Annotated in this window: 23 protein-coding genes; 9 read left to right on the top strand and 14 right to left on the bottom strand. The window is 74.2% G+C overall.

Features of this window, described 5'->3' with window-relative positions; all coding sequences use genetic code 11:
* Window positions 1-238: 238 nt before the first annotated feature.
* Window positions 239-655: a rodlin gene (locus tag ACIBIW_RS06465; protein WP_399332574.1), complete on the bottom strand. Its 417-nt coding sequence runs from the start codon at window positions 653-655 to the stop codon at window positions 239-241.
* A 254-nt stretch (window positions 656-909) separates the two neighbouring features.
* Here ACIBIW_RS06465 and ACIBIW_RS06460 point away from each other — a divergent pair, with 254 nt between their 5' ends.
* Complete coding sequence (locus tag ACIBIW_RS06460; protein WP_399332572.1) at window positions 910-1,326, top strand: rodlin; 417 nt, start codon at window positions 910-912, stop codon at window positions 1,324-1,326.
* Window positions 1,327-1,410: 84 nt separating this feature from the next.
* On the opposite strand, the gene ACIBIW_RS06455 is transcribed toward ACIBIW_RS06460, so the two are convergent.
* A complete protein-coding gene (locus ACIBIW_RS06455; protein WP_399332570.1) occupies window positions 1,411-1,614 on the bottom strand; it encodes a hypothetical protein in 204 nt (67 codons plus the stop codon).
* 236 nt (window positions 1,615-1,850) lie between these two features.
* Between ACIBIW_RS06455 and ACIBIW_RS06450 the strand changes: the two genes are divergently transcribed.
* The 4 genes from ACIBIW_RS06450 to ACIBIW_RS06435 all read left to right on the top strand — a co-directional run bounded on the left by ACIBIW_RS06450 (window position 1,851) and on the right by ACIBIW_RS06435 (window position 5,689).
* On the top strand, window positions 1,851-2,264 hold the full coding sequence (locus tag ACIBIW_RS06450; protein WP_399332568.1) for a rodlin: 414 nt from the start codon (window positions 1,851-1,853) through the stop codon (window positions 2,262-2,264).
* Window positions 2,265-2,453: 189 nt separating this feature from the next.
* Window positions 2,454-2,909 carry a tellurite resistance TerB family protein gene (locus ACIBIW_RS06445; RefSeq protein WP_399332567.1) on the top strand — a complete coding sequence of 152 codons (456 nt, stop codon included), beginning with the start codon at window positions 2,454-2,456 and terminating at the stop codon, window positions 2,907-2,909.
* A 93-nt stretch (window positions 2,910-3,002) separates the two neighbouring features.
* The gene (locus tag ACIBIW_RS06440) at window positions 3,003-4,808 is read left to right on the top strand and encodes a S9 family peptidase (RefSeq protein ID WP_399332566.1); all 1,806 of its coding nucleotides are present in this window, start codon (window positions 3,003-3,005) and stop codon (window positions 4,806-4,808) included.
* 56 nt (window positions 4,809-4,864) lie between these two features.
* A complete protein-coding gene (locus tag ACIBIW_RS06435; RefSeq protein WP_399332564.1) occupies window positions 4,865-5,689 on the top strand; it encodes an SURF1 family protein in 825 nt (274 codons plus the stop codon).
* Window positions 5,690-5,758: 69 nt separating this feature from the next.
* Here ACIBIW_RS06435 and ACIBIW_RS06430 read toward each other — a convergent pair whose 3' ends face one another.
* From ACIBIW_RS06430 to ACIBIW_RS06400, 7 genes are all read right to left on the bottom strand, one after another.
* Complete coding sequence (locus ACIBIW_RS06430) at window positions 5,759-7,240, bottom strand: hypothetical protein (protein WP_399332562.1); 1,482 nt, start codon at window positions 7,238-7,240, stop codon at window positions 5,759-5,761.
* Window positions 7,237-7,812, bottom strand: coding sequence for a SigE family RNA polymerase sigma factor (locus ACIBIW_RS06425; protein WP_399332560.1), 576 nt, complete (start codon window positions 7,810-7,812; stop codon window positions 7,237-7,239). Before ACIBIW_RS06425 ends, ACIBIW_RS06430 begins: the two co-directional genes overlap by 4 nt.
* A gap of 528 nt (window positions 7,813-8,340) precedes the next feature.
* A complete protein-coding gene (locus ACIBIW_RS06420) occupies window positions 8,341-9,393 on the bottom strand; it encodes an aspartate-semialdehyde dehydrogenase (RefSeq protein WP_399332558.1) in 1,053 nt (350 codons plus the stop codon).
* Window positions 9,390-10,670 (bottom strand): aspartate kinase, encoded by a 1,281-nt coding sequence (locus ACIBIW_RS06415; protein WP_399332556.1) that lies wholly within the window; start codon window positions 10,668-10,670, stop codon window positions 9,390-9,392. Before ACIBIW_RS06415 ends, ACIBIW_RS06420 begins: the two co-directional genes overlap by 4 nt.
* A gap of 423 nt (window positions 10,671-11,093) precedes the next feature.
* Window positions 11,094-11,783, bottom strand: a complete 690-nt coding sequence (locus tag ACIBIW_RS06410; protein WP_399332555.1) for a DUF5063 domain-containing protein — start codon at window positions 11,781-11,783, stop codon at window positions 11,094-11,096.
* Window positions 11,776-12,375 carry a recombination mediator RecR gene (gene recR, locus ACIBIW_RS06405; RefSeq protein WP_399332553.1) on the bottom strand — a complete coding sequence of 200 codons (600 nt, stop codon included), beginning with the start codon at window positions 12,373-12,375 and terminating at the stop codon, window positions 11,776-11,778. Before recR ends, ACIBIW_RS06410 begins: the two co-directional genes overlap by 8 nt.
* A gap of 87 nt (window positions 12,376-12,462) precedes the next feature.
* Entirely contained in the window at window positions 12,463-12,804 is a 342-nt protein-coding gene (locus ACIBIW_RS06400) for a YbaB/EbfC family nucleoid-associated protein (RefSeq protein WP_399332551.1), read from the bottom strand.
* Window positions 12,805-13,041: 237 nt separating this feature from the next.
* On the opposite strand from ACIBIW_RS06400, the gene ACIBIW_RS06395 reads away from it, so the two are divergent.
* The gene (locus tag ACIBIW_RS06395; RefSeq protein WP_399332549.1) at window positions 13,042-13,842 is read left to right on the top strand and encodes an Fpg/Nei family DNA glycosylase; all 801 of its coding nucleotides are present in this window, start codon (window positions 13,042-13,044) and stop codon (window positions 13,840-13,842) included.
* 42 nt (window positions 13,843-13,884) lie between these two features.
* Here ACIBIW_RS06395 and ACIBIW_RS06390 read toward each other — a convergent pair whose 3' ends face one another.
* The 3 genes from ACIBIW_RS06390 to ACIBIW_RS06380 all read right to left on the bottom strand — a co-directional run bounded on the left by ACIBIW_RS06390 (window position 13,885) and on the right by ACIBIW_RS06380 (window position 17,545).
* A complete protein-coding gene (locus ACIBIW_RS06390; RefSeq protein ID WP_399332547.1) occupies window positions 13,885-15,789 on the bottom strand; it encodes a sugar-binding protein in 1,905 nt (634 codons plus the stop codon).
* Between the two features lie 195 nt (window positions 15,790-15,984).
* On the bottom strand, window positions 15,985-16,635 hold the full coding sequence (locus ACIBIW_RS06385) for a hypothetical protein (protein WP_399332545.1): 651 nt from the start codon (window positions 16,633-16,635) through the stop codon (window positions 15,985-15,987).
* Window positions 16,636-16,813: 178 nt separating this feature from the next.
* Window positions 16,814-17,545, bottom strand: coding sequence for a GntR family transcriptional regulator (locus tag ACIBIW_RS06380; protein WP_399332543.1), 732 nt, complete (start codon window positions 17,543-17,545; stop codon window positions 16,814-16,816).
* A gap of 219 nt (window positions 17,546-17,764) precedes the next feature.
* Between ACIBIW_RS06380 and lspA the strand changes: the two genes are divergently transcribed.
* Both lspA and ACIBIW_RS06370 read left to right on the top strand, forming a co-directional pair.
* Complete coding sequence (gene lspA / locus ACIBIW_RS06375) at window positions 17,765-18,307, top strand: signal peptidase II (protein ID WP_399332541.1); 543 nt, start codon at window positions 17,765-17,767, stop codon at window positions 18,305-18,307.
* A gap of 84 nt (window positions 18,308-18,391) precedes the next feature.
* Window positions 18,392-19,258, top strand: coding sequence for a fructosamine kinase family protein (locus ACIBIW_RS06370; RefSeq protein ID WP_399332539.1), 867 nt, complete (start codon window positions 18,392-18,394; stop codon window positions 19,256-19,258).
* A 76-nt stretch (window positions 19,259-19,334) separates the two neighbouring features.
* Here ACIBIW_RS06370 and ACIBIW_RS06365 read toward each other — a convergent pair whose 3' ends face one another.
* Together ACIBIW_RS06365 and ACIBIW_RS06360 are read right to left on the bottom strand one after the other, a co-directional pair.
* Window positions 19,335-21,239: a hypothetical protein gene (locus ACIBIW_RS06365; RefSeq protein ID WP_399332537.1), complete on the bottom strand. Its 1,905-nt coding sequence runs from the start codon at window positions 21,237-21,239 to the stop codon at window positions 19,335-19,337.
* A 90-nt stretch (window positions 21,240-21,329) separates the two neighbouring features.
* Window positions 21,330-22,175: a calcium-binding protein gene (locus tag ACIBIW_RS06360; RefSeq protein WP_399332535.1), complete on the bottom strand. Its 846-nt coding sequence runs from the start codon at window positions 22,173-22,175 to the stop codon at window positions 21,330-21,332.
* Between the two features lie 522 nt (window positions 22,176-22,697).
* On the opposite strand from ACIBIW_RS06360, the gene ACIBIW_RS06355 reads away from it, so the two are divergent.
* On the top strand, window positions 22,698-25,094 hold the full coding sequence (locus ACIBIW_RS06355) for a serine/threonine-protein kinase (RefSeq protein WP_399332533.1): 2,397 nt from the start codon (window positions 22,698-22,700) through the stop codon (window positions 25,092-25,094).
* Window positions 25,095-25,100: the final 6 nt, after the last annotated feature.

Here is a 25,100-nt window from a genome sequence, read left to right as displayed (position 1 = left end):
AGCGCGCCGGGTGGTGCGGGGCGCGCCGGGCGCCGGTTCGCGCGCCACACGACAGGACCGCCCGCTCCGCTCCCGCGCCGTGGAGGGCGGCGCGGGAGGGAGGGGCGGTCCTGGGGGTGGTGCCGTACGGAGTGTCACGAGCGGTGCCCGGTCCCACGGGCACGCTCCCCGGTCCCGCCGAGAACGCGGGCGCGACCGGTGCGCACGGCTGCCGGAGGCGGGCCTCCGGGGGTCCGGGTCAGCCGTTCCCGTTGAGGGTGCCGTTGCCGGAGAGCACCGGGATGTTGTCCAGCAGGTGCGACAGCGGCTCGTCGCCCTTGGCCTGCGTGGAGTTCTCGGTGCACTGCTGGTTCTGCGGGTTGGACAGCACGTTGATGTCCTGGACGGTGACCGGCACCAGGCCGACAAGCGAGCCGACGTTGGCCTTCAGCGGCAGGCCGACACAGGGCTTGTTCAGCGAGCCCTGGACGAGGCTGAGCTGCGGGCTCTGGTCGCCGTCGGTGGAGGAGTTGCCGAACGCCGTCTGCGCGCCGTTGCCGTTGACGGAGGTGGTGCCGCCGTCGTCGCCCGCGGCGAACGCCCCGGGGGCGGCCATGGCCGAAGCACCGACGACGGAAGCGGCGACCGCGGCCGCGGCCATTACCTTCTTGAGCATTTTCAGGCTTCCTTTTCTCATTCGGGCAAAACACGCACGGTTTCGCGTCTGCTCAACTCCGCACCCCCGGAATGGTTTCGCCATGTCACCCGGAACCCTTTTCCTCATACGATCCGATGGATTGCGGAAACGTCTGTGCAAAGGCAACAAGGGCGGCCGCGTGTAAGCCGTCGGAGTGAATGGACAGAACTATGCGGGGTGAGCGGAGTTGGGCAGTGCGCTCCGGGACGGGGCTCCTCCAGAAGGGATATTCCGTGATCAAGAAGGCTATGGCCGCCGCGGCCATCACCGCATCCGTCGTCGGCGTCGGCGCCGCGGCCGCTCCGCAGGCTCTGGCCGCGGGCAACGACGGCGGCACCACGTCCGTGAACGGCAACGGCGCCCAGCAGGCGTACGGCAACTCGGCCACGTACGGGAACATGAGCCCGCAGATCGGACTCATCCAGGGCTCCCTGAACAAGCCCTGCATCGGCCTGCCCGCCAAGGCGGACGTCGGCTCGCTGGTCGGCCTCGTGCCGGTCACGGTCCAGGACCTCAACGTGCTGTCCTCGCCGCAGAACCAGCAGTGCACCGAGAACTCGACGCAGGCCAAGGGCGACGAGGCGCTGTCGCACATCCTCGACAACATCCCGATCCTGTCCGCCAACGGCGCGGGCAACGGCAACGGCTGAGGCCCGCCGCCCCCCGGGGAGGGCCTGCCGCCCGTGCGGCGGGCCCTCCCGCCTTCCCGGCCCGTGGCACGCGCCGCGCGCGGCTCAGCCCCGGGGTCCCCTGGGCCAGAAGTCGCGCGAGACGAGGTCCTGCCACTCGGGGTCGGGGCGGCCCGGGAGCGTCCTGCCCTGCTTCCGCCAGGAGTCGAGAAGCTCGGTGAAGAGGGGCTCGGTGTCGCGGTTCTCGCGCGTCCTCCTGCTCACCGGGATGAAGCCCTGCCGCTGCCAGCCGCTCTCGTTCTGTGCCATCGCCCCTCATCGTCCGCTCGGCCCGGGAGCCGGGCGCCCGCGCGGGCGGGGCTTCCGGCGCACCGCACCATCCGTTCCTCCGCCGGGACGCGGTGAAACTCCGCACCCGGGGTGCGGACGAGTTCTCCCCGGCGGGATTACCCCGAACGGGTCATGGCCCGCAACCGAGTGGCCCCCGGGCAGTTGATCAGCATGCAGCCTCCGGCCCCGGAGTCCGCTTTTCGAAAGGAACCATCATGAAGAAGCTGTGGGCGGCCGCGACTGTGGCCGTTTCCGTCGCCGGTGCCGTGGCGACCATCGCCCCCCAGGCCATGGCGGCGGGCAACGACGACGGCACCACCACGGTCAACGGCAACGGCGCCCAGACCGCGTACGGCAACTCGTCGGCGAAGGGCGACCAGAGCCCGCAGTTGACGCTGGTCCAGGGCACCCTGAACGACCTGTGCCTCGGCGTGCCGGTGAAGGCGAACGTCGGCTCGCTTGTCGGCCTCGTGCCGGTCACCGTGCAGGACGTCGACGTCCTGTCCAACCCGCAGAACCAGCAGTGCGCCGACAACTCGACCCAGGCCAAGGGCGACGAGCCGCTGTCGCACCTGCTGGACGAGATCCCGGTGCTGTCCGGCAACGGCGCGGGCAACGGCAACGGCTGACGCCACGCACCACGCCCCCTGCGCGGGGCACGCCTCCCGGAGGGGGCCGGCCGCACGGCGGGCCGGCCCCCTCCTGCGTGGTCACGGCCCGCCGGGAACTCACGGGCGCGGGGGAGAGTTGTCGGCGTGAGGGGCCCGCCGGGTCCCCGCGACCGTAAGACACCGTTCCGACTCAACCGGAGTTCTGAAATGGCCCTGTGGGACCGCGTCAAGGAATCCGCCTCGACGATGCAGACACAGCTCGTGTCGAAGAAGAACGACCTGAAGAGCGGCGCCTTCCGTGACGCGAGCATGGCGATGTGCGCACTCGTCGCCGCCGCCGACGGCACCGTCGACCCCTCCGAGCGCCAGCGCGTCGCCCAGCTCATCTCCACCAACGAGGTGCTCCAGAACTTCCCGGCCGACGACCTCCGCCGCCGCTTCGAGGCCAATCTGGACAAGCTCGCCGCCGACTTCGACTTCGGCAAGGTCGGCGTCCTCCAGGAGATCGCCAAGGCCAAGAAGAAGCCCGCGGAGGCGCGTGCCGTGATCCAGATCGGCATCGTCATCGGCGGCGCCGACGGCGACTTCGACAAGACCGAGCAGGCCGTCGTCCGCGAGGCGTGCTTCACGCTCGACCTGCCCCCGCACGAGTTCGACCTGTAGGCCGCGCGTCCGGCGCCGAGCCGCCGCCCTGCCCCGCGGGGCCTGCCACACCCGCCCCGGGGGGCACGGCCGGCCCCGGGTCACAATGGGCGGATGAGCGAGATGCCGGACTGGGAGAAGCGGTTCAGGGCGCCCCGGGTGTCCCTGCCGGAATGGGCAGCGGACGCGCCGGGGCGCTCCCTGTTCGTGTCGAACGCCTCGGGGACGTTCGAGCTGTACGCGTGGGACCGGGAGACCGGCGAGCGGCGCCAGGTCACCCGGCGGGCCAACGGCACCACGGACGGCACGCTCTCGCCCGACGGCGAGTGGATCTGGTGGTTCGACGACAAGGACGGCGACGAGTTCGGCGTGTGGCGCCGCCGCCGCTTCACCGAGCCGGGGCCCGCGGCGGACGGCGCGTCCGCGGACGAGCCCGCCGCGCCGGGACTCGCGCCGTCGTACCCGGCCGGGCTCGCGCTCGCCAGGGACGGCCGTACCGCCGTCGTCGGCCGCTCCACCGACGAGGACGGCTCCACCCTGCACCTGGTGCGGGAGGGGGCGGCCCCGGTGGAGGTCTACCGGCACCGGGAGTCGGCGGACGTCGCGGACATCTCCCACGACGGCACGCTGATCGCCGTGGAGCACACCGAGCACGGCGACGCGATGCACGCCGCGCTGCGGATCATCGCCCCCGACGGGAGCACCGTCGCGGAACTCGACGACACCAAGGGCGGCGGCGTCGACCTCGGCCTCTGCGCGCTGGGTTTCGCGCCGGCCGCCGGGGACACCAGGCTGCTCGTCGGGCACCAGCGCCGCGGCCGCTGGGAGCCGATGCTGTGGGACGTGCGCTCGGGCGAGGAGAGCGACCTCGCGCTCGACCTGCCGGGTGATGTGTCGGCCGAGTGGTGCCCCGACGCGTCCGGGCTGCTCGTCGTGCACGGCTACGAGGCCCGCAGCGAGCTGTGGCGCTACGACATCGCGGAGCGCGCGCTCACCAGGATCGACACCCCGCGCGGCACGGTGTCGGCGGCGACCGCGCGGCCCGACGGCAGCGTCGAGTACCTGTGGTCGTCGGCCGCCGAGCCGCCGGTGGTGCGCTCCACCGCGGGCGGTGTGGTGCTCGAACCGCCGGGCCAGAAGGCGCCCGCCTCGGTGCCGGTCACCGACGCATGGGTGGAGGGCCCGGCGGGCAGGGTGCACGCGCTGGTGCAGCGCCCCGCGGGCACGACGGGGCCGCTGCCGACGGTGTTCGAGCTGCACGGCGGCCCGACCTGGCACGACAGCGACGCGTTCGCCGCGGGCCCGGCGGCCTGGGTGGACCACGGCTTCGCGGTGGTACGGGTCAACTACCGCGGCTCGACCGGGTACGGCAGGGAGTGGACGGACGCGCTCAAGCACCGGGTCGGCCTGATCGAGCTGGAGGACGTCGCCGCGGTGCGGGACTGGGCGGTGGCCTCGGGCCTCGCGGACCCGGAGCGCCTGGTGCTGACCGGGGGCTCCTGGGGCGGCTACCTCACCCTGCTCGGCCTCGGCACCCAGCCGGGGGCGTGGACGGTCGGGGTGGCCGCGGTGCCGGTCGCGGACTACGTGACCGCCTACCACGACGAGATGGAGGCGCTGAAGGCGATGGACCGCTCGCTGCTCGGCGGCGCCCCCGACGAGGTGCCCGAGCGCTACGAGGCGTCGTCCCCGCTGACGTACGTGGACGCGGTACGGGCCCCGGTGTACATCTCCGCCGGTACGAACGACCCGCGCTGCCCCATCCGCCAGGTGGAGAACTACGTGGCCGGGCTCGCGGCGCGCGGCGCCGAGCACGAGGTGTACCGGTACGACGCGGGCCACGGCTCGCTGGTGATCGAGGAGCGGCTGCGGCAGGTGCGCGCGGAGCTGGACTTCGCGCTCGCGCACACCCGCGTGTAGCCGCCACGGCGGGGCCGCGGCCGGGCCCCCAGGGGCGCCGCCGTACCGTGGGAGGCGTGTACCGGTTCCTGCTGACCCCCCGCTGGTGGGGCATCAACGTGTTCGCCCTCGTGGCGATTCCCGTCTGTGTGTTCATGGGGTCGTGGCAGCTCGGCCGGTTCGAGGACCGGGTCCACGACCACCATGAGGCGTCGAGCGCCGCCGCCTCCGCCCGCCGGGCGCCCGCGCGGCCGCTGGCCCGGCTGCTGCCGGTGAGCGAGGACACCTCGGGCGAGAGGGCCAGGGCCGGCGGGCGCTACGCGGACCAGTTCCTGGTGCCGGGGCGCGCTCTCGACGGCAGGGACGGCTCGTATGTGCTGGCGCTGCTGCGCACCGACGGCGGCAGGGCGCTGCCCGTGGTGCGCGGCTGGCTGCCCGGCCGCCCCGACCGCGCGCCCGCGGCGCCTTCGGGCGAGGTGAGCGTCACGGGCCTGGTGCAGGCGTCCGAGACGACGGGCACCGACGGGGTCACCGCGCAGAGCGGGCTGCCGCGCGGCCAGGTCGGCATGATCAGCGCCGCCTCGCTGGTGAACCTCGTCCCGTACGGCGTCTACGACGCGTGGCTCACCCTCGACCGCGCCGACCCCGGCATGACGACGGTGCCGCCGAAGGCGCCCGAGGGCGGCGGCCTCGATCTGAAGGCGTTCCAGAACCTGGGCTACACCGGGGAGTGGTTCGTCTTCGCGGGCTTCGTGGTCTTCATGTGGTTCCGGCTGCTGCGCCGGGAGACGGAGGCGGCACGGGACGCGCGGCTCGGCCTGGCGCCTGCGCCCCCGGTGGACGCCGCGGAGACGGCTGCCGGTGCGGCGGCGGGCACCGGTGGAGGGGCGGCCCGCCGGTAGCTTTGGCTGTCGGCTCGGGCGACCGGGCGCCCCGCCGCTCGGTGGGCGCCCGGTGCGCGGTGCCGGTCGTCAGGACGCGGGCAGGACGCCCGTGTGGTACAGGGTGCCCGCGCAGGCGTTCGCGATGGTGGCGCCGGTCGAGGGGCCGCCGGGCTGCGCGGTGTGGGACACCCTGATGCTGCTGTCCGCGGTGCCCCCTTCCTCCGCGTACGTCTGGGAGCTGAGGCCGTCGCCTGCGGTCGGGTCGTCGCCGCCGTCGGTGCCGCCGGACGGCGAGGGGTCGGGCGAGGAGCCGCCGTCGCCGCCGCCGCTGTCGTCGCCGCCGCCGGGCGAGCAGTTGCCCGAGGGCACCCACGCGAACTCGACCCGGTAGCCGGAGCCCGGCTGGAGCACCACGTGGGACGGCTCCAGGGCGGGAGAGGGCAGTTGGGTGGCCGCGTCGCCCGGGGTGTGCACCAGCACGCCGACCCGGGAGCGGCTCGCGGCACCCTGCGGGAAGGTGGCGACGACGCCCTCGCCGTCTATGGTGCAGGCGCTCGCCGAGACGTTGCTGACGGTGAAGGAGCCGTACACCTTGCCCGCGCCGTCCGGCGGGTTGACGGAGGTGGAGGCGCCGCCGAGCTGGTCGGCCGAGCAGGCGGGCGCGGCGGAGTCGAGCGAGTCGGAGGGGTCGGGCCCGCCGTTCGCGCCGCCGCTGCCGCCGCCGTTGGCCTTGCCGTGGTCGTTCTTGCCGTGGTCGTCGTGGTCGCCGCCCTTGCCGGAGGGCGGGGGCGCGCGGTGCCCGCCGTCGGGGTCCTGGCTGCGGTCCTTGTCGCCGTGGGTCGCCTCGCCGTGCCCGGCGACGGCGGGGTGGTCGTCGTCGGAGCCGCCCGCGCCCGAGACATGGACGAGCGCGGGGACGGCGACGGCGACGAGGAAGACGGTGGCGGCGGCGCCGATGAGGGCGTTCCGCCTGCGCGCGCGACGGGCCGGGATGGCGCGGCGCAGCCGCTCAAGGCCGCCGTCGTCGGGCTCGATCTCACTGACGGCCTCGTGCAGGAGGCGCCGCAGCGCGGCCTCGTCGGGGGCGAGTTCCCCACTCCCGTCGACATCGTGCGACGCGCCGGTCCCCCGCAGGGCCGCGGGGGGCTCCTCCCGCGCGGGGGTGTTCAGCCAGGGCAGGGGGGGGAGGTCGGGGTCGGGTGCGTCGGACGCGTCGGTGGCGTCGGACGCGTCAGCGGTGTCGGACGCGTCAGCGGTGTCGGACGCGTCAGCGGTGTCGGACGCGTCAGCCTCGGCCGCGCCGTCGCTCTCCGCGTCAGCCCCGGCTTCCGCGTCGGCGTCAACCTCGGCCTCAGCCCCGGTATCGGCTTCCGCCCTGTCCCCGTCCGCGGCCCGTCCCCCCGCGGCGTCCGCAGCGGGGCCCGCGGCGGTGTCTCCGGCGGCCTCACGGGGTCCGGCTTCGTCCCCGGGTCCCCGGGTGGTGCCGCCGTCGGGCGGTGGCGTGGAGTGCGTGGGGCCCTCGGCCTCGGGGGCTTCGTCCCCCGTGGAGTCCCACTCGTGCCTGGTCATGCGGGCGCCTCCATGGCGATCCGCAGGGCCGCGATGCCTCGGGAGCCGTACGCCTTCACGGAGCCGAGCGATATGCCCAGGGCCTCGGCGACCTGTGCCTCGGTCATGTCGACAAAGTAGCGCAGGACCAGCACCTCGCGCTGACGCCGCTGGAGGCCGCGCATGGCCTTGATCAGCGCGTCGCGCTCCAACTGGTCGTACGCGCCCTCCTCGGCGCTCGCCATGTCGGGCATCGGCTTGGAGAGCAGCTTGACGCCGAGGATGCGGCGGCGCAGTGCGGAACGGGAGAGATTGACTACGGTCTGGCGGAGGTAGGCGAGGGTCTTCTCGGGGTCGCGCACCCGCTTGCGGGCGGAGTGCACCCGTATGAAGGCTTCCTGGACGACGTCCTCGCAGGAGGCGGTGTCGTCGAGCAGGAGGGCGGCGAGGCCGAGGAGCGAGCGGTAGTGGGCGCGGTAGGTCTCGGTGAGGTGATCGACTGTGGTGCCTGCGGCCATCGTCTCGTCAGAGCCCTCGCGCTGCTTGGGCATACGGGACGGCCGCGCCGCGGGCATGGGAGCGATCACCGGCATACCGCCGGGAAAGCGCGTTCGGCCTGGACGCAGGGACGAAGCGCTTGCCGCTGCCGTGAAATCGAGTACCTCTGCCACGCCTGTTGGACACTCTTCCCCCCGTCAGGGTTGTACGGGCCCGCAAGAAACCGCCCATCGATCGGTCGATCCGGCATCCCGGCGGCGCCGGGGGCCTCGGGTGCCTCTGCCGACGGTGGGCTGTACGCCAACATGCCTACCAGATCTCCCCTTATGCCCCGATTGCCCCCGGGTGGGCCGCCAGTGCCGGACGACGGTGCAGACGCCCGGCGGCGCCCGGGTGGTTCCCGCTCCGTGACACGTCCACAGGACACCCACAGGACGGGGACGTGGCGATCCTACGGTTCCGGCCGCGGCGCGGTCGCAGGGGACCCGATTCCGTTTGTGACCGTCCCGTGGCGTCCGGTGCCCGTTCGGGCAGCGCTCCGGGGATCAATCGGGCGGCGACGGCGGCCCGTTCGGACATCGGCCCGTTCCCGCGCGTACGCGCTCGACGGCCCCGAGGACGGGCTACGGGCGCTCGCCGACGACGAGTTCCGCGATCTGCGCGGTGTTGAGTGCGGCGCCCTTGCGGAGGTTGTCGCCGCAGACGAAGAGTTCGAGCGCGGCGGGGTCGTCGAGGCCGCGGCGTACCCTGCCGACCCAGGAGGGGTCGGTGCCGACCGCGTCGGCGGGGGTGGGGAACTCGCCGGCGCCCGGGTCGTCGAAGAGGACCACGCCCGGCGCGGTGTCCAGGATCTCCCGGGCGCGTGCCACGGTGATCTCCTCCTCGAAGACCGCGTGCACGGTCACGGCGTGGGTGGTGACCACGGGCACCCGCACACAGGTGGCGCCGACCCGCAGCCTCGGCAGGCCCAGAATCCTGCGGGACTCGTCCCTGATCCGGATCTCCTCCGAGGACCAGCCGTCGTCGCCCGGGGTGCCCGCCCAGGGCACGACGTTCAGCGCGACCGGCTCGGGGAAGGGCCCGGTGCTCTCCCCCACCGCGCGCCGTACGTCGCCCGGGTGGGTGCCGAGTTCGGTCCCGGCGACCAGGGACATCTGGCGGCGCAGCGTGTCCACGCCCGCGCGGCCCGCCGAGCTGACGGCCTGGTAGGTGGAGACGACCAGCTCCCGGAGGCCGAACTCGGCGTGCAGGGGCCCCACGGCCACGATCATGGCGAGGGTCGCGCACCCGGGGCTCGCGAGGATGCCGCGCGGCCTGACCCGTACCGCGTGCGGATTGACCTCGGGGACCACGAGGGGCACCTCGGGGTCCGCGTGGAAGGCGCCGCTCGCGTCGACGACGACCGCGCCCGCGGCGGCGGCGCGCGGCGCCCACTCGGCGGCGACGCCCTCGGGAACCGCGAGGAGGGCGACGTCGACGCCGCGCAGCGCGTCCTCGGTGAGCGGCAGCACCTCGGTGGGCTCGCCGCGCACGGCGAGCCTCCGCCCGGCCGAGCGGGCGGAGGCGAGCAGCCTGATCTCGCCCCAGATGTCCGCGCGCTGCGACAGGATCTGGAGCATCACCTCGCCGACGGCCCCGGTCGCTCCCACGACCGCGAGCGTCGGCTTCCGGGTCATCGCCCGGTGCCCCCGTAGACCACGGCCTCGTCCGAGTCGGAGTCGAGCCCGAAGGCGGTGTGCACGGCGCGCACGGCCTCGCCGACGTCGTCGGCGCGGGTGACCACGGAGATACGGATCTCGGAGGTGGAGATCAGCTCGATGTTCACCCCCGAGTTGCTCAGCGCCTCGAAGAAGGTGGCGGTGACACCGGGGTTGGTCTTCATCCCGGCGCCGACGAGGGAGATCTTGGCGATCTGGTCGTCGTAGCGCAGGGAGGTGTAGCCCACGGCGTCCTTGGCGCGCTCCAGGGCGTCGATCGCCTTGCGGCCCTCGTCCTTCGGCAGGGTGAAGGAGATGTCGGTGAGCCCGGTGGACGCCGCCGACACGTTCTGCACGACCATGTCGATGTTGACCAGGGCGTCCGCGATGGTGCGGAAGATCGACGCGGCCACTCCGGGCTTGTCAGGTACGCCGACGACCGTGACCTTGGCCTCGGAGGTGTCATGGGCGACACCCGAGATGATGGCCTGCTCCACCTGCTTTTCCCCTTGCGCTTCTCGTGGACTGTTGCTGACCCAGGTGCCCTTCAGGCCCGAGAAGGACGAGCGGACGTGGATCGGGATGTTGTAACGGCGGGCGTACTCGACGCAGCGGTGCAGCAGCACCTTGGAGCCCGAGCTTGCCAGCTCCAGCATGTCCTCGAAGGAGATCGCGTCGATCTTGCGTGCCTTCTTCACCACGCGGGGGTCGGCGGTGAAGACGCCGTCCACGTCGGTGTAGATCTCGCAGACGTCGGCGTCGAGGGCGGCGGCGAGGGCCACCGCCGTGGTGTCGGAGCCGCCGCGCCCCAGGGTGGTGATGTCCTTCTTGTCCTGTGAGACGCCCTGGAAGCCGGCGACGATGGCGATGTTGCCCTCGTCGACCGAGGTGCGGATGCGGCCCGGGGTGACGTCGATGATCCGGGCCTTGTTGTGGACCGAGTCGGTGATGACGCCCGCCTGGCTGCCGGTGAACGACTGGGCCTCATGGCCGAGGTTCTTGATCGCCATCGCGAGCAGCGCCATGGAGATGCGTTCGCCCGCGGTCAGCAGCATGTCGAACTCGCGGCCTGAGGGCATCGGGGACACCTCCCCGGCGAGATCGATCAGCTCGTCCGTGGTGTCGCCCATCGCGGAGACCACGACAACCACCTGGTTGCCGTTCTTCTTGGCCTCGACGATCCGCTTGGCGACGCGCTTGATGCCTTCCGCATCGGCTACGGAGGAGCCTCCGTACTTCTGCACGACAAGGCCCACCTGCGCTCCTCGCTCCATCCGTGTTCATCCGCGCGCGGGGGCGCGGCCAGGGTCATTTTACCGAGCGGCCGGGACGGGGCCCTGGCCACCCGTATCGCGAGACGTAGGGCTCACGATGCGACTGCCGGGGTCAGGGCGGCCTCCGTTCGGACCGTATGCCCCCCGACCCCTCACCGCACCTGCCCCGCACCCCGCCGCCACACTCCGCCCCCCGCGAAAAGTGGCCCGCCTCACAGCATTCCCCCGCCCCCGCCCGCGATACGGGCCCACGGAAGCCTCCGTGACAGCGGGGTCTCCTCCGTGACACCGGGGGCGGCTCCGGGCGTGCGGGGGCCAGGGCGCGCGAGGCGCGCGGGGGCGGGGGCATGTGTGGCGCGGGCTCGGCGGCCGCCCCGGCCGCCCCCGGTGCGCCGCGGGGTGCGGTCAGCGGGTGTCGCGCAGTCCCAGTGGGTGGGCGATCTCCTCCGCCATGACCTGTCCTGCCTCCTCCTCCAGGGCGTCCTCGGCGATGTCCTGGTCGGTGTCGAGGCCGTCGAGTTCCGCGAGGGGCTGGTTCAGCCTGACGTGCGCCACCAGGGACTGGAGGGCCCGCAGGCAGGCGGAGGCGGTCGAGCCCCAGTTGGAGAAGTAGGAGAACTGCCACCACCACAGGGCCTCGGCGATGCGGCCCTCGCGGTAGTGCGCCATGCCGTGCCTGAGGTCGGTGACGACGTCGGCGAGGTCGTCGGAGATCCGGCAGGCGACGGGCGCCTTGCGCGGCTCGTACGGGTCGAACACCTCGGAGTAGACGTCCACCGGGTCGAGCAGCCCGGCGAGCCGTTCGCGCAACTCGTCGACGTCACCCTCGGGCCCGAGGTCGGGCTCGTAGCGCTCGTCGGGCAGCACGTCCTCGTGGGCGCCGAGCCGGCCGCCCGCGAGCAGCAGTTGCGACACTTCGAGCAGCAGGTAGGGGATCGCCGAGTCGGGCTCGTCGCCCCTGGCGACCTCGGTGACCGCGACGATGAAGCTCTCCACCTGGTCCCGGATCTGGACGGCGAAGTCCGACGGATCGCCGTCCGCGGCCCCGGGGGCGAGGCCCGCCGCCGGCTCAGTGGTCCGTGTGGTCTCAGACATCTAGGAGTCGTCTCCCCTCGAAAGCGCGGCCCAGGGTGACCTCGTCCGCGTACTCCAGATCTCCTCCCACCGGGAGGCCGCTGGCCAGGCGGGTGACCTTCAGGCCCATGGGCTTGATCATGCGTGCGAGGTACGTGGCCGTGGCCTCGCCCTCCAGATTGGGGTCGGTGGCCAGGATCAGCTCGGTGACGGCGCCGTCGGCGAGCCGGGCGAGCAGCTCCCTGATCCGCAGGTCGTCGGGGCCGACGCCCTCGATGGGGCTGATCGCGCCGCCGAGCACGTGGTAGCGGCCGCGGAACTCGCGGGTCCGCTCGATCGCGACCACGTCCTTGGGCTCCTCCACGACGCAGATGACCCCGCCGTCCCTGCGGGCGTCGCGGCAGATGCCGCAGCGCTCCTCCTGGGCGACGTTGCCGCAGACGGCGCAGAAGCGGACCTTGTCCTTCACCTCAAGCAGCGCGTGCGCGAGCCGGCGGACGTCGGTGGGCTCCGTCTGGAGGATGTGGAAGGCGATCCGCTGCGCGCTCTTGGGACCGACGCCGGGCAGCCTGCCCAGCTCGTCGATGAGGTCCTGGACCACGCCTTCGTACAACGGAGTGCCTTTCTCGCGTCTCGCTCGGTCGTGGGACGCCGCGCGTGCGCGGGTCCGCGGGGCGCCGCGCGGGCGCCCGCGCTCAGGTCAGAACGGCAGGCCCGGGATGCCGCCGCCGCCGAGGCCCTGGGCGAGCGGGCCGAGCTTCTGCTGCTGCAACTCGCGCGCGTTCTCGTTGGCCGCCTGGACCGCGGCGACCACCAGGTCGGCCAGCGTCTCGGTGTCCTCGGGGTCGACCGCCTTGGGGTCGATGACCAGGCCGCGCAGCTCGCCCGAGCCGGTCACCGTGGCCCGCACGAGACCGCCGCCCGCCTGGCCCTCGACCTCGGCGTCGGCCAGCTCCTCCTGGGCGCGGGCCAGGTTCTCCTGCATCTGCTGGGCCTGTTGCAGCAACTGCTGCATGTTGGGCTGGCCACCACCGGGAATCACGATCAGCTCCTGGCTTCCTGTCCGTACTGCACTCTGCACTCTGTCCGTACTGCACTGCGCCGGTCACCGCACTGCGCCGGCTGCGCCGCGCAGGACCGGCGGGAATCTCCCGTCTGGCACGAGCCTACGTGCTCACGGGCGCGACCGCTCCAGCACTCTTTCGGGTGAGTCGAATCCGGTCGTACGGGAACTCGTGCGGCCCTGCCGTCGTGAGGCCGTGGAAGGGCGGTGGTCCTGATGCCGGAGCTGCCGGACGTGGAGGCGTACCTGAGGGTCTTCGACGGCTGCGCGGGCGGGCGCCAGGTGCGGCGGGTCGAGGTGCGCGACAGCGGGGTGCTGCGCGGGATGACGGCCGCGGGGCTGCGGCGCGAGCTGACGGGGCGGCGCTTCGGGCGCCCCGAGCGGCGCGGGAAGTGGCTGCTCGCGCCGACCGGGGGCCCGACGCTGCTGCTGCACTTCGGGATGACGGGGGAGCTGGTGTGCGCGGAAGGGGGCCGGGAGCGGCATCCGCACGACCGGGTGGTGTTCGTCCTCGGCGGCGGCCGTGAGCTGCGCTTCCGCGACCAGCGGAAGCTGAAGGGCCTGTGGCTGGCGCACGGCCTTGAGGACGAGCGGCGGGTGATCGGCGACCAGGGCCCGGACGCGGGCGCGCTCTCCCGGGCGGGCCTCGACGCGGCGCTCGCGGGACACAGGGGACGCCTCAAGCCGACGCTGACCGACCAGTCGGTGCTCGCGGGCCTCGGCAACCTGCTGGCGGACGAGATCCTGTGGCGGGCGAGGCTGCACCCGCGCACCCCGGTGCCGGCCCTCTCGGACGCCCAGCGCGGGCGGCTCCACCGTGACATGCGGGCCACCCTGCGTGCCTCCGTGGCCTCGGGGCGGGTGCCGCCGGGCCGCGACTGGCTGACCGGGCACCGCGACGCCCCGGCCGGGGACTGCCCGCGCTGCGGGACCCGGCTCGCCCGGGGGCGGGTCGGTGGGCGTGGCACGGTGTGGTGCCCGCACTGCCAGCGCGAGCAGGAGACGCCCCGGGGGTGACGGCGGCCGGTGCCCGCGCCGCCGTCACCCCCGGGGCCGTGTTCAGTGCCCCCCGTGGTGGCCGGGCACGCGGGGCCCCGCGGCGAGCGGGACGCCGGTGCGGTGGGACTGGGCGACGGAGGCGGGCGAGTCGGCGCTCTGCGCGGCCTCAAGCGGGATCACCGGGTCGCCCGCGGGCGGCTGCTCGGGCGGCGTGTAGCCGTCGAGCGCGGTCTTCCCCCAGACGTACGGGTCGCCCTGCGCGCTGCCGTACGGCGACCACGCGAGCCTGGTCTGCCCCGTCTTGTCCTGGGTGTCGGAGTCGTACACCATGATGTTCGCGGTCATCGCGGCCGGGTCGACGGCCCCGGGCAGCGAGCCGAGCGGGATCTTCACCTCGACCGTGTAGCCGGTGTACGGCTCGCTGACCTTGGCGGCGACCTCCATCCCGGGGGCGGTGTCGGCCGCGGTGCCCTGGTGGAAGTCCGCGTCGCGCTCGGCGCAGGGGCCGCCGTCCGCGGTGAAGGGCAGGATGCCGGTCTTGAACACCGTGGAGGTGTCGTCGGAGTCGCCGCGCGGGTCGAGCCCGATCTCCACGGAGTCGGTGCGCCAGTGCCGCTTGCAGTCCTCGGTGTCGAGCGCGGTGCCCTTGGTGTCGTCGGCGACCGTCACCAGCGCGTAGAGGTCGTCGCCGTAGCGGGTGAGTTTGGCGGTGGCGGCGCAGTCGGCGGCCGAGTCGCAGGGGTCGTCCTGCCAGTGCTGGAGCGTCAGCTCCTCGCCGGTGTACTCGCCGGGCGACGCGGCCGCGTCCACGGTGGGCCGCTCGGCGGCCTCGGGGACGGTGGTGGCGGGGGCGTCCGGGTAGTCGGGCTGGGCGTTGTTCGCGAGCCAGGGCATGCCGACCTTGCGCGACCAGTCCCTGAAGTCCTCGAACAGCGGCTTGAGGCCGCTCTGCGCGGTGACGGGCTCGCGCACGGGCTTGCCATGCCTGGCGAGGACGGAGAACCAGTCGCAGCCGAGCTTGTCCCTCGGGGTGTCGACCTTCGCGGGCATCGACTCATAGCCCTGGGTGACGTACTTGCGGGCGGCGTCGCGCTCCAACTGGGCCCAGGTGTCGCCCTGCTGCCTGGACCTGGTGCCCTCCCAGACGCCCTTGAGCGGCAGCCCGGTGTCGGGGTCTGTGAGCTTCGCGGAGGCGCACTGCCTGCCGACGGGCAGGTCGGTGGAGCCGTGCTGGGCCAGCAGCTCCGAGGGCCGCCAGGGGCGGTACCGCTCCTTGGTGAGCTGCTCGGGGAACGCGTGCGGATCACCGGCGAGTTCGAACGCCTCGGTGGCGAGCCTGGCGGCCATCTGGTGGCCGCCGTGCTGGTTGAAGGGCCGGGGGTCCATGGTCACCACGGTCTTCGGCGTGGTGGCGCGGATCAGCCTGACGATCTTCTCCAGGGTGTCGGGCTGCTGCGGGGCGCCGTCCCAGACCTTCGTGGTCAGCGGCGCGGAGAGGGTGTACCAGAAGTCCGGCTTGTCGAGGTAGTAGACGTTGTCTATGCCCGCGTAACCGACGGCGGTGCGCTCCTCGGTCTCCCTGATCAGGCCGAGCGGCGCGCCCTCCTCGGGCCCGGCGGCGTTGCCGCCGCCCTCGCCCCTGGTGATGGTGACGACGCCGGTACTGACGCCGTCGTCCTCCTGCCACTGCCCGAAGGCGGCGAGGTCGCCGTGCTCGTCGTCGGGGTGGGCGCCGATGAACAGGACGTCCGTATGGGCGGGGTCGTCGTGCCCGCCGTGGTGCGCGGCCGCGGCGCCGGCCGGCTGTGCGGGCAGGAGCGCCGCTGCGGCGAGCGCGAGCGCGGGCAGTCCCGCGGCGAGCAGCCGCCGCGCGGCGCGGCGCCCGGGCGGGCGTCTGCGGGCACGCGCGGGGCGGTCGGGGCCGTCGGGCTCTGCCGGGTCGGGTCCTGGCCTGACGTCTGGCACGGGTGTGACCTTTCCGTCGGTTGCCGGCGGAGGCACTGACCACACCCCCGCCCTCGGTCCCGGCCAATTGTGGAACCGGTGGTGCGGGAGTGACCAGAGTCCGTACGGAGCCCGTTCGGGCCCGCACGGGCGCCCCCACGCCGCCCGCCGCCCCGCGAAGACCAACAGAACAGGGCCTGGTCCCGACGACACGCCCTAGCTGAAGAGGATCATGGAGCCCTGGGCCAGGCTGCGGGTGGCCGCCGCGTGCAGGCCGAGCCAGACGTGCCGCTCCCTGGCGAACGGGCCCTGTCCTGTGGGCAGCGCGGGCGAGCGCTCCTCAAGCTCCGTGGGGGCGGTGGGCGGCGCGGGCGGTGGCGGCGGGTTGGCCGGGTCGATGCCGATCGAGGGGCCCACGTGCTCCAGCTCGCGCAGCAGCCCGTGCGCGGAGCCCAGCGGGCCGCCGCCCTCAAGGAGTTCGTCGTTGGACAGCGGCGCCGTGAAGTCGACGGGGACGTAGGCGCCCGCGTGGTCGTAGTGCCAGACCAGGTGGGACTGCTGCGCCGTCGTCTCGAACATCTCCAGCAGTTGCTCGTAGTCGCCGCCGAGTTCGTCGACCGGGGTCACCTCAAGGCCGCACATCCGCAGCAGGTAGGCGCGGCGCAGGAAGTGCAGCGCGTCGTAGTCGAAGCCCGCGACCGGCGCCACGTCCCCCGAGAGGCCCGGCATGTACGAGTAGACGGGCACCGGGGGAAGTCCCGCCTCGCCCAGCGTCCTGTCGTAGAGGGCGAGTTCGTCGGCGAACGGGTTGTCGGGGCTGTGGCAGAGCACATCGACGAGCGGGACGAGCCACAGGTCACAGGCCAAGAAGCACTCCTCGTACGGTTCGTCCGCGCACGCGTGGCCGCGGACCCTGCGGCCCGCCCCTGGGACCCCCCGGCGCGCCCCTTGCAGGGTAATAGTCCAGGGGTGCGACGGCGCTGTCCACCGGGGAGCGGCCCGCGCTTTCCACCGCGCGCGTGCGGGTACCGGGAGCCGCCGGGTGTCAGTCCCCGCGGGCGGCGCCTTCGCCGGGGGCGCACTCGCCGCCGGGGGGCGGCCCCAGCAGGGTGAGGGCGTGCGCGTTGTACCCGGAGAAGACCCCGTGCGCCCGCACCGGGTCGCCGTCGAGGAGCGCGTCGACGAGGCCGGTGTGGCCGCCCCACAGCCGCCCCCGCAGGTCCTCGGCGCGCCGCAGCACCGGCACCGCGCACACCCAGCAGCGCACCCTGAGCTGGTCGAGGAAGGCCGCGAGGTAGGGGTTGCCGAAGAGGGAGTTCAGCTCCCGCCAGAAACGCAGGTCGTAGCCGATGAGCACGGTCAGCTCCCCGGCGCAGGCGGCGCGCCCGGCCTCCTCGCCCCTGCGCCGCACCGCGGTCAGCGCCGCCACCGGTATGGGCAGCTCGCCCCTGGTGTAGCGGCCCGTCAGCTCCCGGTAGATGCCGTCGGCGACCATGCCGCGGGCCTCGACCATGCCCCGGTAGTCCTCGGCCGAGTACTCGTGCACCCGGAAGCCGCGGTGCTGCACCGATTCGAGCAGGCCCTGCGCGGAGAGGTCCACAAGCGCCTCCCTGACGGGGGTCGCGGAGACCCCGTACAGGTCGGCGATCTCGCGCACCGTGAACTCCCTGCCCGGGTGCAGGCGGCCGCCGAGCACCTCGTCGCGTAGCGCCTCGGCGATCTGCTGGCGCAGGGTGCTGCGGGTGACGGCGGGGCCGCGCATCGTGGCGTGTCTCATCTCCGGCTGGGTGCGGACGCCGGGCCGCTGGGGCCCTGGCCACCGTCCAGGGGCACGGCTCGTACGTGCTTACGAGGAAGTAACCCTACGCGGCCCGACCGCACCCGTGTTCGTGCCGCACCGGGCTTACGGGAGCCGCTGCCGGGGGCGGCACGGCCGTCCGTAGACTGCGCGCAGGGCCGAGCGTGGGGCGGGCGTGATTCCGGGGTGGTGAGCGCGATGGGGCCTGAAGGGGCCGTGGGGGAGCGCCGGGAGGCGGCCGGGGGGCGCACGCCCGGGGGGCGGCGGACGCCGCTGCTCTTCACGGTGGCGGCGGGGGCCTATCTGGTCGACCTGGGGAGCAAGCTGGCGGTGGTCGCGGGCGTGGAGCACCACGCGCCCGTCCAGCTACTCGGCGACTGGCTCGAACTGCGGGTGATACGCAACCCGGGGGCGGCGTTCAGCCTGGGCGAGGCCACGACGCTCGTATTCACGCTCATCGCGGTGGCCGTCGCCGTGGTGATCGTGCGGCTGGCCAGGACGCTGTACAGCGCGCCCTGGGCGGTGGCGCTCGGGCTGCTGCTCGGCGGGGCGCTCGGCAATCTGACGGACCGGCTCTTCAGGGCGCCTGGGGGGCTGCGGGGCGCGGTCGTCGACTTCATCGCGGTGCGCGACTTCAGCGTCATGAACCTCGCCGACTGGGCCATCTCGTGCGGCGGCCTGATGATCGTCGTACTGTCGCTGACGGGCCGCGATCTGCGGAGCGCGGGCGAGCCGGCGTAGGGGCCCTCCCCCGCGCCGCCGCGCCCCCCTGTCTCCCCGGCCCGGCACGGCGGCACGGGACCGGCACGGTACGGGAGTGGTGGCATGGGCGGGGCGGGCGAGCGGGCCGAGGCGGCCGTGGCACGGCTGACCGGGGTCGCGGTGGCGGACCCGGGCGGCGCGGGCGTCCCGCGGACGATGGCGCTCGCGGACGGCACCACGGTGGTCGTCAAGCACGCGGACGCGCCGGGCGCGACCCGCGCGGAGGCCGCGGGGCTGCGCTGGCTCGCCGCCGCGGACACGGTCGCGGTGCCCCGGGTACGGGGCCGCGACGCGTCCTGGCTCGTCATCGACCATGTCGCGACCGGCCGCCCCGAGGCGGGCGCCGCCGCCGCTTTCGGCCGCGGCCTCGCCGCCCTGCACCGCGCGGGCGCGCCCGCGTTCGGCGCCCCGCCGCCCGGCGGCCCCGAGCACGCCTACGTCGGCGACGCCCCGCTGCGCAACGCCACGGGCCGGGACTGGCCTGGCTGGTACGCCGAGCACCGGGTGCTGCCGTATCTGCGTTCGGCGGTGGACGCCGGGACGCTGCGGCGGCGGGAGGCGGCCGTGGTGGAGCGGGTCTGCGAGCGGCTTCCCGAGCTGGCGGGGCCCGCGGAGCCGCCCGCGAGGCTCCACGGCGACCTGTGGAACGGCAACGTCCTGTGGGGTGTCGAGCCCGCGGTGTGGCTCATCGACCCGGCGGCGCACGGCGGCCACCGCGAGACCGACCTGGCCATGCTCGACCTCTTCGGCTGCCCGCTGCTCGGCGAGGTGCTGCGCGGCTACGACGAGGCGGCGCCCCTGGCACCGGGACGCGCCGAACGCGTCCCGCTCCACCAGCTCTTCCCGCTGCTGGTGCACACCGTCCTCTTCGGCCGCGCGTACGCGGAACGGACCCTCGCGGCGGCCCGCGCCGCGCTTGAGCCCGCCTGAGCCGGCGTCAGGAGCCGTGCTGCCGCGCCGGAACCGGCGTGCGTACCGCAGGACCCCCGCATGTGTGCGGGCCCGTTCAGACCGCGGTGTCCCGGGGCCCGTCCGCCGTCGGCGACTCGTCGCCCGACCCGGTGCCGCCGCCGAGGCGTTCCGTGAGGCAGTACTCAAGCAGGGCGAGGGCGTCCCGCACTGCGGGGTCGTACATCCTCGCGCGCACCCGCCGCGCCTCGTCCAGGTCGCGCGGTGTCGCGTGCAGCAGCGGCAGCCTCATCAGCTCGCGCGCGGCGGGCGGATGGGGGGCGTACAGCTCGACGCGCATGGTGTGGTCGCCGCCCCTGTCGCTCACCGCCTGCACCGCGAGCGCGTCGTGCCGCGGCGAGAGGGCGACGAAGCGGCGCACGTCAGCGGAGGGGGCGCCGGCCGAGGCGCCGACGAGGAGCGGGGCGTCCCGGTGCAGCCGGGTGGCGGTGTCGTCGCAGAACAGCCTGCCCGCGAAGACCCCGTCAAGCGGCAGCCCCTGCCAGAAGTCCAGGGGCCACTTGTCGAGCGGCCGGCCGTCGTGCGCGTCGACGCGCCGCGGCCGTCCCGCGAAGTCCCAGATCTCGGTGTGCAGGGCGGGTCCCCCGTCGGGCCCCTTGCCCAGGTGGCAGACGGCGATCCGGGTGGGGGACACGAACGTGACGGCCGGGCTTGAGCGCAGCGGGCCCTCGGTGCCGCCCGTGCCCAGGGCGAACTCCGCGACCACCAGGCCGTCCTCGTCGGCCACCACGGCTCGGCCGTGCTGGACGGCCGCGAACAGCCCGTGCGCGGGGAAGGTGGCGGTGCCGGTCACCGCGGCGGTCATGCCGTCGTACGGCAGTCCGTCCGAGCCGTGGCCGAAGGGGGCGCCGGGACCGGGGCGCGGCCGGTCGGTGCCGGGGCGGACGAAGACGAGCACACCGTCGGTGCTCAGCCCGAGCGCGCCCCCGTCCGCGGAGCGCCGCAACCCGGAGATCCGGTCCCGCAAGGCGTGGCGCACCGGAGGGCCCGCCGCGGTACGGACCACCGTCGTGTGCCGCTCCCCCGGTTCCGCGCCGACGAGTTGGAGCAGCACCTCGCCGCCGAGGTGGACCACGCCTTCGACGGTCGCGTCGTTGGGGACGTGCTCGCTGAAGCGCGTCTCGGTCCTGCCCGAGGCGAGGTCGACGGTGTGCACCTCGACGAGCTTAAGCTCGGGCGGCCTCGGGTAGGTGTGCGCGGCCAGGGCGAGTTCTGTGCCGTCGGGCGAGAAGGAGCCCGTCACCCACCACGCCGTGTCGCGCGGGCGCCACAGTTCGGTGTAAGCCCGCCCTTCGAGCTGGCGTACGACGTCGCCGAGGTAGCCGGAGAGCCCGGCGAAGGCGAGCCGTTCGAGGACGTGCCCGCGCTCGCCGCCGCGGTGCTCGGGCGGCAGCAGCGCGGCCACCGCGGCGGCGTGGACCAGCGGCAGGTCGAAGGCGAGAGCGCGCAGTTCGCGCCAGCGCCCGTGGCGCGCCAGCCGCCGCGCCAGGTGGCCGAGTTCCGCGGTGGGCAGCTCCGCGATCCGGTCCCGGCTGTCCCCGGTGATGACGGCGTGCAGCGCGACGAAGTCGCCGGTGTCGGCCAGCGCGGCGCGCAGCCTGCGGCGCGTGTCCTCGTCGGCGCCGCGGTGGGCGAGCGCGAGCAGGCCGTTGCCGGGGTCGAGGGCGCGGCGCCGCTCGTGCTGCCCGATGAGGGCGAGGTAGGCGGCGCGCTCGGTGTCCTCCCGCGGGGCGGCCGCGAGCAGGTCGCGGGCGTCCCGCGGGGGCAGTTCGGCCGCGACGGCGCGTATCGCGTCCTGGGCCTCGGGCCGCCCCGCGCCCGCGGCGGCCACGAGGCGCCGCCAGGCGCGCCCGGCGAGCGGGCCGCGGCCTGCGCCCTCGCGCCGGGCCGCGGCGCGCCGCAGCAGCCTCCGTGCCCGTGCCTCGCGTCTGGCCGGTTTCATTCCCCCAGGGTGCCAGTACCGGGCGGCTCCGGCAGGGGAATTCCGTGTGCCCGCGCTGCCGGAGCGCCCTCGGGCGCGGTGCCCGTGGCCTCAGTCCTGGTGCAGCTCGTTGGTGCCCGCGCCGCCGTCGAGGGTGTCGGTGCCGGGGCCGCCCCACAGCACGTCGTCGCCGTTCTCGCCGAAGAGCTGGTCGTCGCCCGCGTTGCCGTACAGGGTGTCGTTGTCGTCGCCGCCGTACAGGACGTCGTTGCCGTCGTTGCCGTACAGGACGTCGTCGCCCGGGCCGCCGTGGAGGGTGTTATCGGACTCCTCGGAGTTCAGGTCGCCGCCGGAGAGCGTGTCGTTGCCGGGGCCGCCGTAGCAGTCCATGGCGCAGTGGGTGATGGTGTCGTCGCCGTCGTCGCCGTACGGGCCCATGGACCACACACCGCCGCCGCCGTCGAGGGTGTCGTCGCCCGCGTCGCCGTGGAACACGACCGCGTCCGAGCCGCTCAGGTCGTCGTCGCCCGCGCCACCGTGGATGGTGGCGTACGCGGTACTCGCCGGGTCGATGACGGCGGTGTCGTCGCCGTCGCCGAGGTCGACGTCGTAGTCGTCGGTGTCGTCGGAGTTCTGCGGGGCGAGGACGGTGCACAGCGCGACGGTGTGGTCGTCGGGCGCCGGGTAGGCGCACTTGTCGGTGTCGACGCTGATCGGCACCACGTCCTTGAACGTGATGAGGAAGTCCGCAGACCCGTCGTCGTTGCTCCGGACGTCGGAGGCGACGGTGAGGTGGTTGACCTGCCCGGGGGCGGCCTTGTACCAGACCTCGTTGTCCTGGAGGACGAGGTGCGCGGCCGACGGCTCGTCGGCCTGGGCGGCGGAGGCAGTGAGCACGGCGCCGCCGAGCGCGAGGACGGCGGAGGCGGCGGCGACCACGATTCTGTTCGTACGCATGCGTGAACAGCCTTTCGGGATAATGGGGAGTGTCCGGCCTGCCACCAGGCGTTTTACGCCCAGCCGTTGCCGACCGGAATTTGCTTCTTGCTTTTCGCTATCGACCCGTTAGACAGCGGCACCGGCGAGGAAGTTGTAGCGAATTCCCCCGCCACCGCCCCGCCCCACGCCCACAACACCCCACGGGCGCTTTCCTTTTCCGGCATTACCGACATTCACCACCCCCACAGAAGCCAGCAAAGCCCCCCACTATCGACATTCCTCGCATACCAACTCGGCAAGAAAGGCCAACACCGTGCACGAACCAAGGACTTCGCCAAGGTGAACACCCGGAAAACTGCCCAGACCCCCGGGCGCCGCCACCCGGCGCACGACCGCACGCTTCGCGCCCCGCGCGCACCGCACCAGGTGTGCGCTCCCACCATCTTCGGCCGTTACGGAACCGTAGAGACCAGGGCAGAGCACCACCCCGCCCACCGCAATTAAGCTCAACTCGTTGCCTAGAAAACTCGGGGGAAGGCGATGGAATCTCTGGCGGCGGGGGACCCGCGCAGCATCGGTGCGTACCGGCTGCTGGCGCGCCTCGGGGCCGGTGGCATGGGACAGGTGTATCTGGCGCGCTCCGAGCGCGGCCGCACCGTCGCCGTGAAGCTGGTACGGCGGGAGCTGGCGGAGCAGGAGGAGTTCCGCGGCAGGTTCCGCAAGGAGGTCGAGGCCGCGCGGCGGGTCGGCGGGCAGTGGACGGCGCCCGTGCTCGACGCCGACACCGAGGCCGAGGTGCCCTGGGTCGCCACCGGATACGTGGCGGGGCCCTCCCTCCAGACCGTGGTGGGGCACGACCACGGCGCGCTGCCCGAGCGCTCCGTGCGCATCCTGGCCGCGGGCCTCGCCCACGCGCTCCAGGACATCCACGCCGCGGGGCTCGTCCACCGCGACCTGAAGCCGTCCAACGTGCTCGTCACCATCGACGGACCACGCGTCATCGACTTCGGCATCGCGCGCGCCCTCGAAACCCTTGCCGAGGGCGGCCTCACCCGTACCGGCGCGGTCGTGGGGTCACCGGGGTTCATGGCCCCTGAGCAGGTCAGGGGCGAGCGGCTGACCCCGGCGTGCGACGTGTTCTGCCTGGGCTCCGTGCTCGCCTTCGCGGCGTCGGGCGCCCAGCCGTTCGGCACCGCCAACAGCAGTGTGCACGCGCTGATGTTCCGTATCGCGGAGGAGGAGCCCGACCTCACGGCGCTGCCCGAGGGCCTGGCGGAGCTGGTCGCCGACTGCCTCCGCAAGGACCCGGCGGTGCGCCCCACCCTCGACGACATCCTCAGGCGCACCGGCGCCCAGGACACCGTCTCCGGGGGCCGCGCGCTCGACCCGTGGCTGCCCAGCGCCCTCGTCGCCCAGCTCGGGCGGCACGCGGTACGGCTGCTCGACACGGAGGACCCGACCCGCTCGTCCCCCACCCCGCCCGCCTTCGCACAGCCCCAGGCGGGGGCGGCGGGTGCCGCGGCGGCCGGAGCGGGCGCGGGTGCCGCGGCAGGGGCCGCCGCCGCGCAGGGCGGGAGCGCGGGTGACCCCGAGGCGTCCGGTGCGCCTGGGGCTTCGGGTGCCGGTGGTGCTTACGGTGCCGCTGGTGTGCCTGGGAACCCTGGTGCCTCCGGTGCTCCTGGTGCCGCGGGCACCCCCGGGCCCCCCGGAGCCGCAGGCACCCCCGGTACTGTGGACGCCTCCGGCGCCTCCGACTCCCCCGCCCTCGATGCCCCCGCCCCCGGCTCCCCCGGTGCCGAGTCCGCCGCAAGCCACGCGGCGGCAGCCGCCCCCTCCGGCCCCGCGGGCGCCACCCCGCACGCCGCGGGAGCCGCAGAAGCGCCAGGAGCCGTCGGCGAACCGGGCCAGGGCGGGCCGGAACCGGCCAAACAGGACCCCGCCGATTCCGGACCCCCCAAGCCGGGTCCCGCCGCGCCCGGCACCCCGGGCGACGGCGGGCCGCCCGCCGTCAACCACATGCCGACCATGATCGCGGGCGGCGGTGGCGCCACCACCCCGCCCCCGCCCACGACCCCGCCACCCACAACTCAGCCCCCGGCAGCCCAGCCTCCCGCGGCGGCCCAGCCCCACCCGGGGGCGCACCACGCCCCCGCCCCGCAGGGCCCGTACGGCTACCCCCAGCAGACCCCGGCGCCCGGCTACGGCTACCCCGGCTCCCAGGGCGGCGCCGCCTATCCGCCGCCCGCCTACGCCACACCGCCGTACGCACAGCCGCCGCTGCCGCAGGGGCCCGGCTACCCGTACGGGCCGACCGTGGTGGGCGGCGGGCCGCAGCAGGGGCCGCAGAACGGCAGGCGCGGCACCGTGCTGCTGGTGGTGGTCGCGCTGATCGTCGCCGTCGGCGCGGGCGCCGGGGTGTACGCGCTGATGCGCGACGGCGGCGACGACAGGGCCGCCGACAAGCCGTCGCCCGGCGCCTCCCGGACCGCGGACGGCTCCGACGGCTCCGACGGCTCCGACGGCAGCGACCCCGCCACCGACCCCAGCGCGCCCGAGTCGCCCACCGGCACCCCGCGGGACGGCGCCGTGCCCACCGCGTTCCTCGGCACCTGGGAGACCAGTCTGCCCGGCAAGTCCGATGACACCAGGCGTCTCGTCATCCAGCAGGCCGAGGTCGACAAGACGGTGATGTCCCTCACCGCCGACGGCCCCCTCGGCGCCGACGGCACATACCACTGCGTGTTCAACGCGCCGCTCGCCGAGAAGCCGTCGCCGGAAGGGCCGCTGCACACCGGCCCCTCGACGGTCGCCACGGCCGAGCCGCTGTCGTCGTGCGCGCCCGGCGGCACCACCACCATCACCCTGCTCGACGACGGCCGGCTGCGCCGCACCACCGACCAGGACGGCAAGTCCCTCACCTACACGAAGGCCGACTGACCCACG

This window comes from Streptomyces sp. NPDC050560 (genome assembly GCF_044457285.1).
GTDB lineage: Bacteria > Actinomycetota > Actinomycetes > Streptomycetales > Streptomycetaceae > Streptomyces.
Note: the sequence above shows the minus strand (reverse complement) of the source record. Positions and strands in the feature narration are given on the sequence as shown.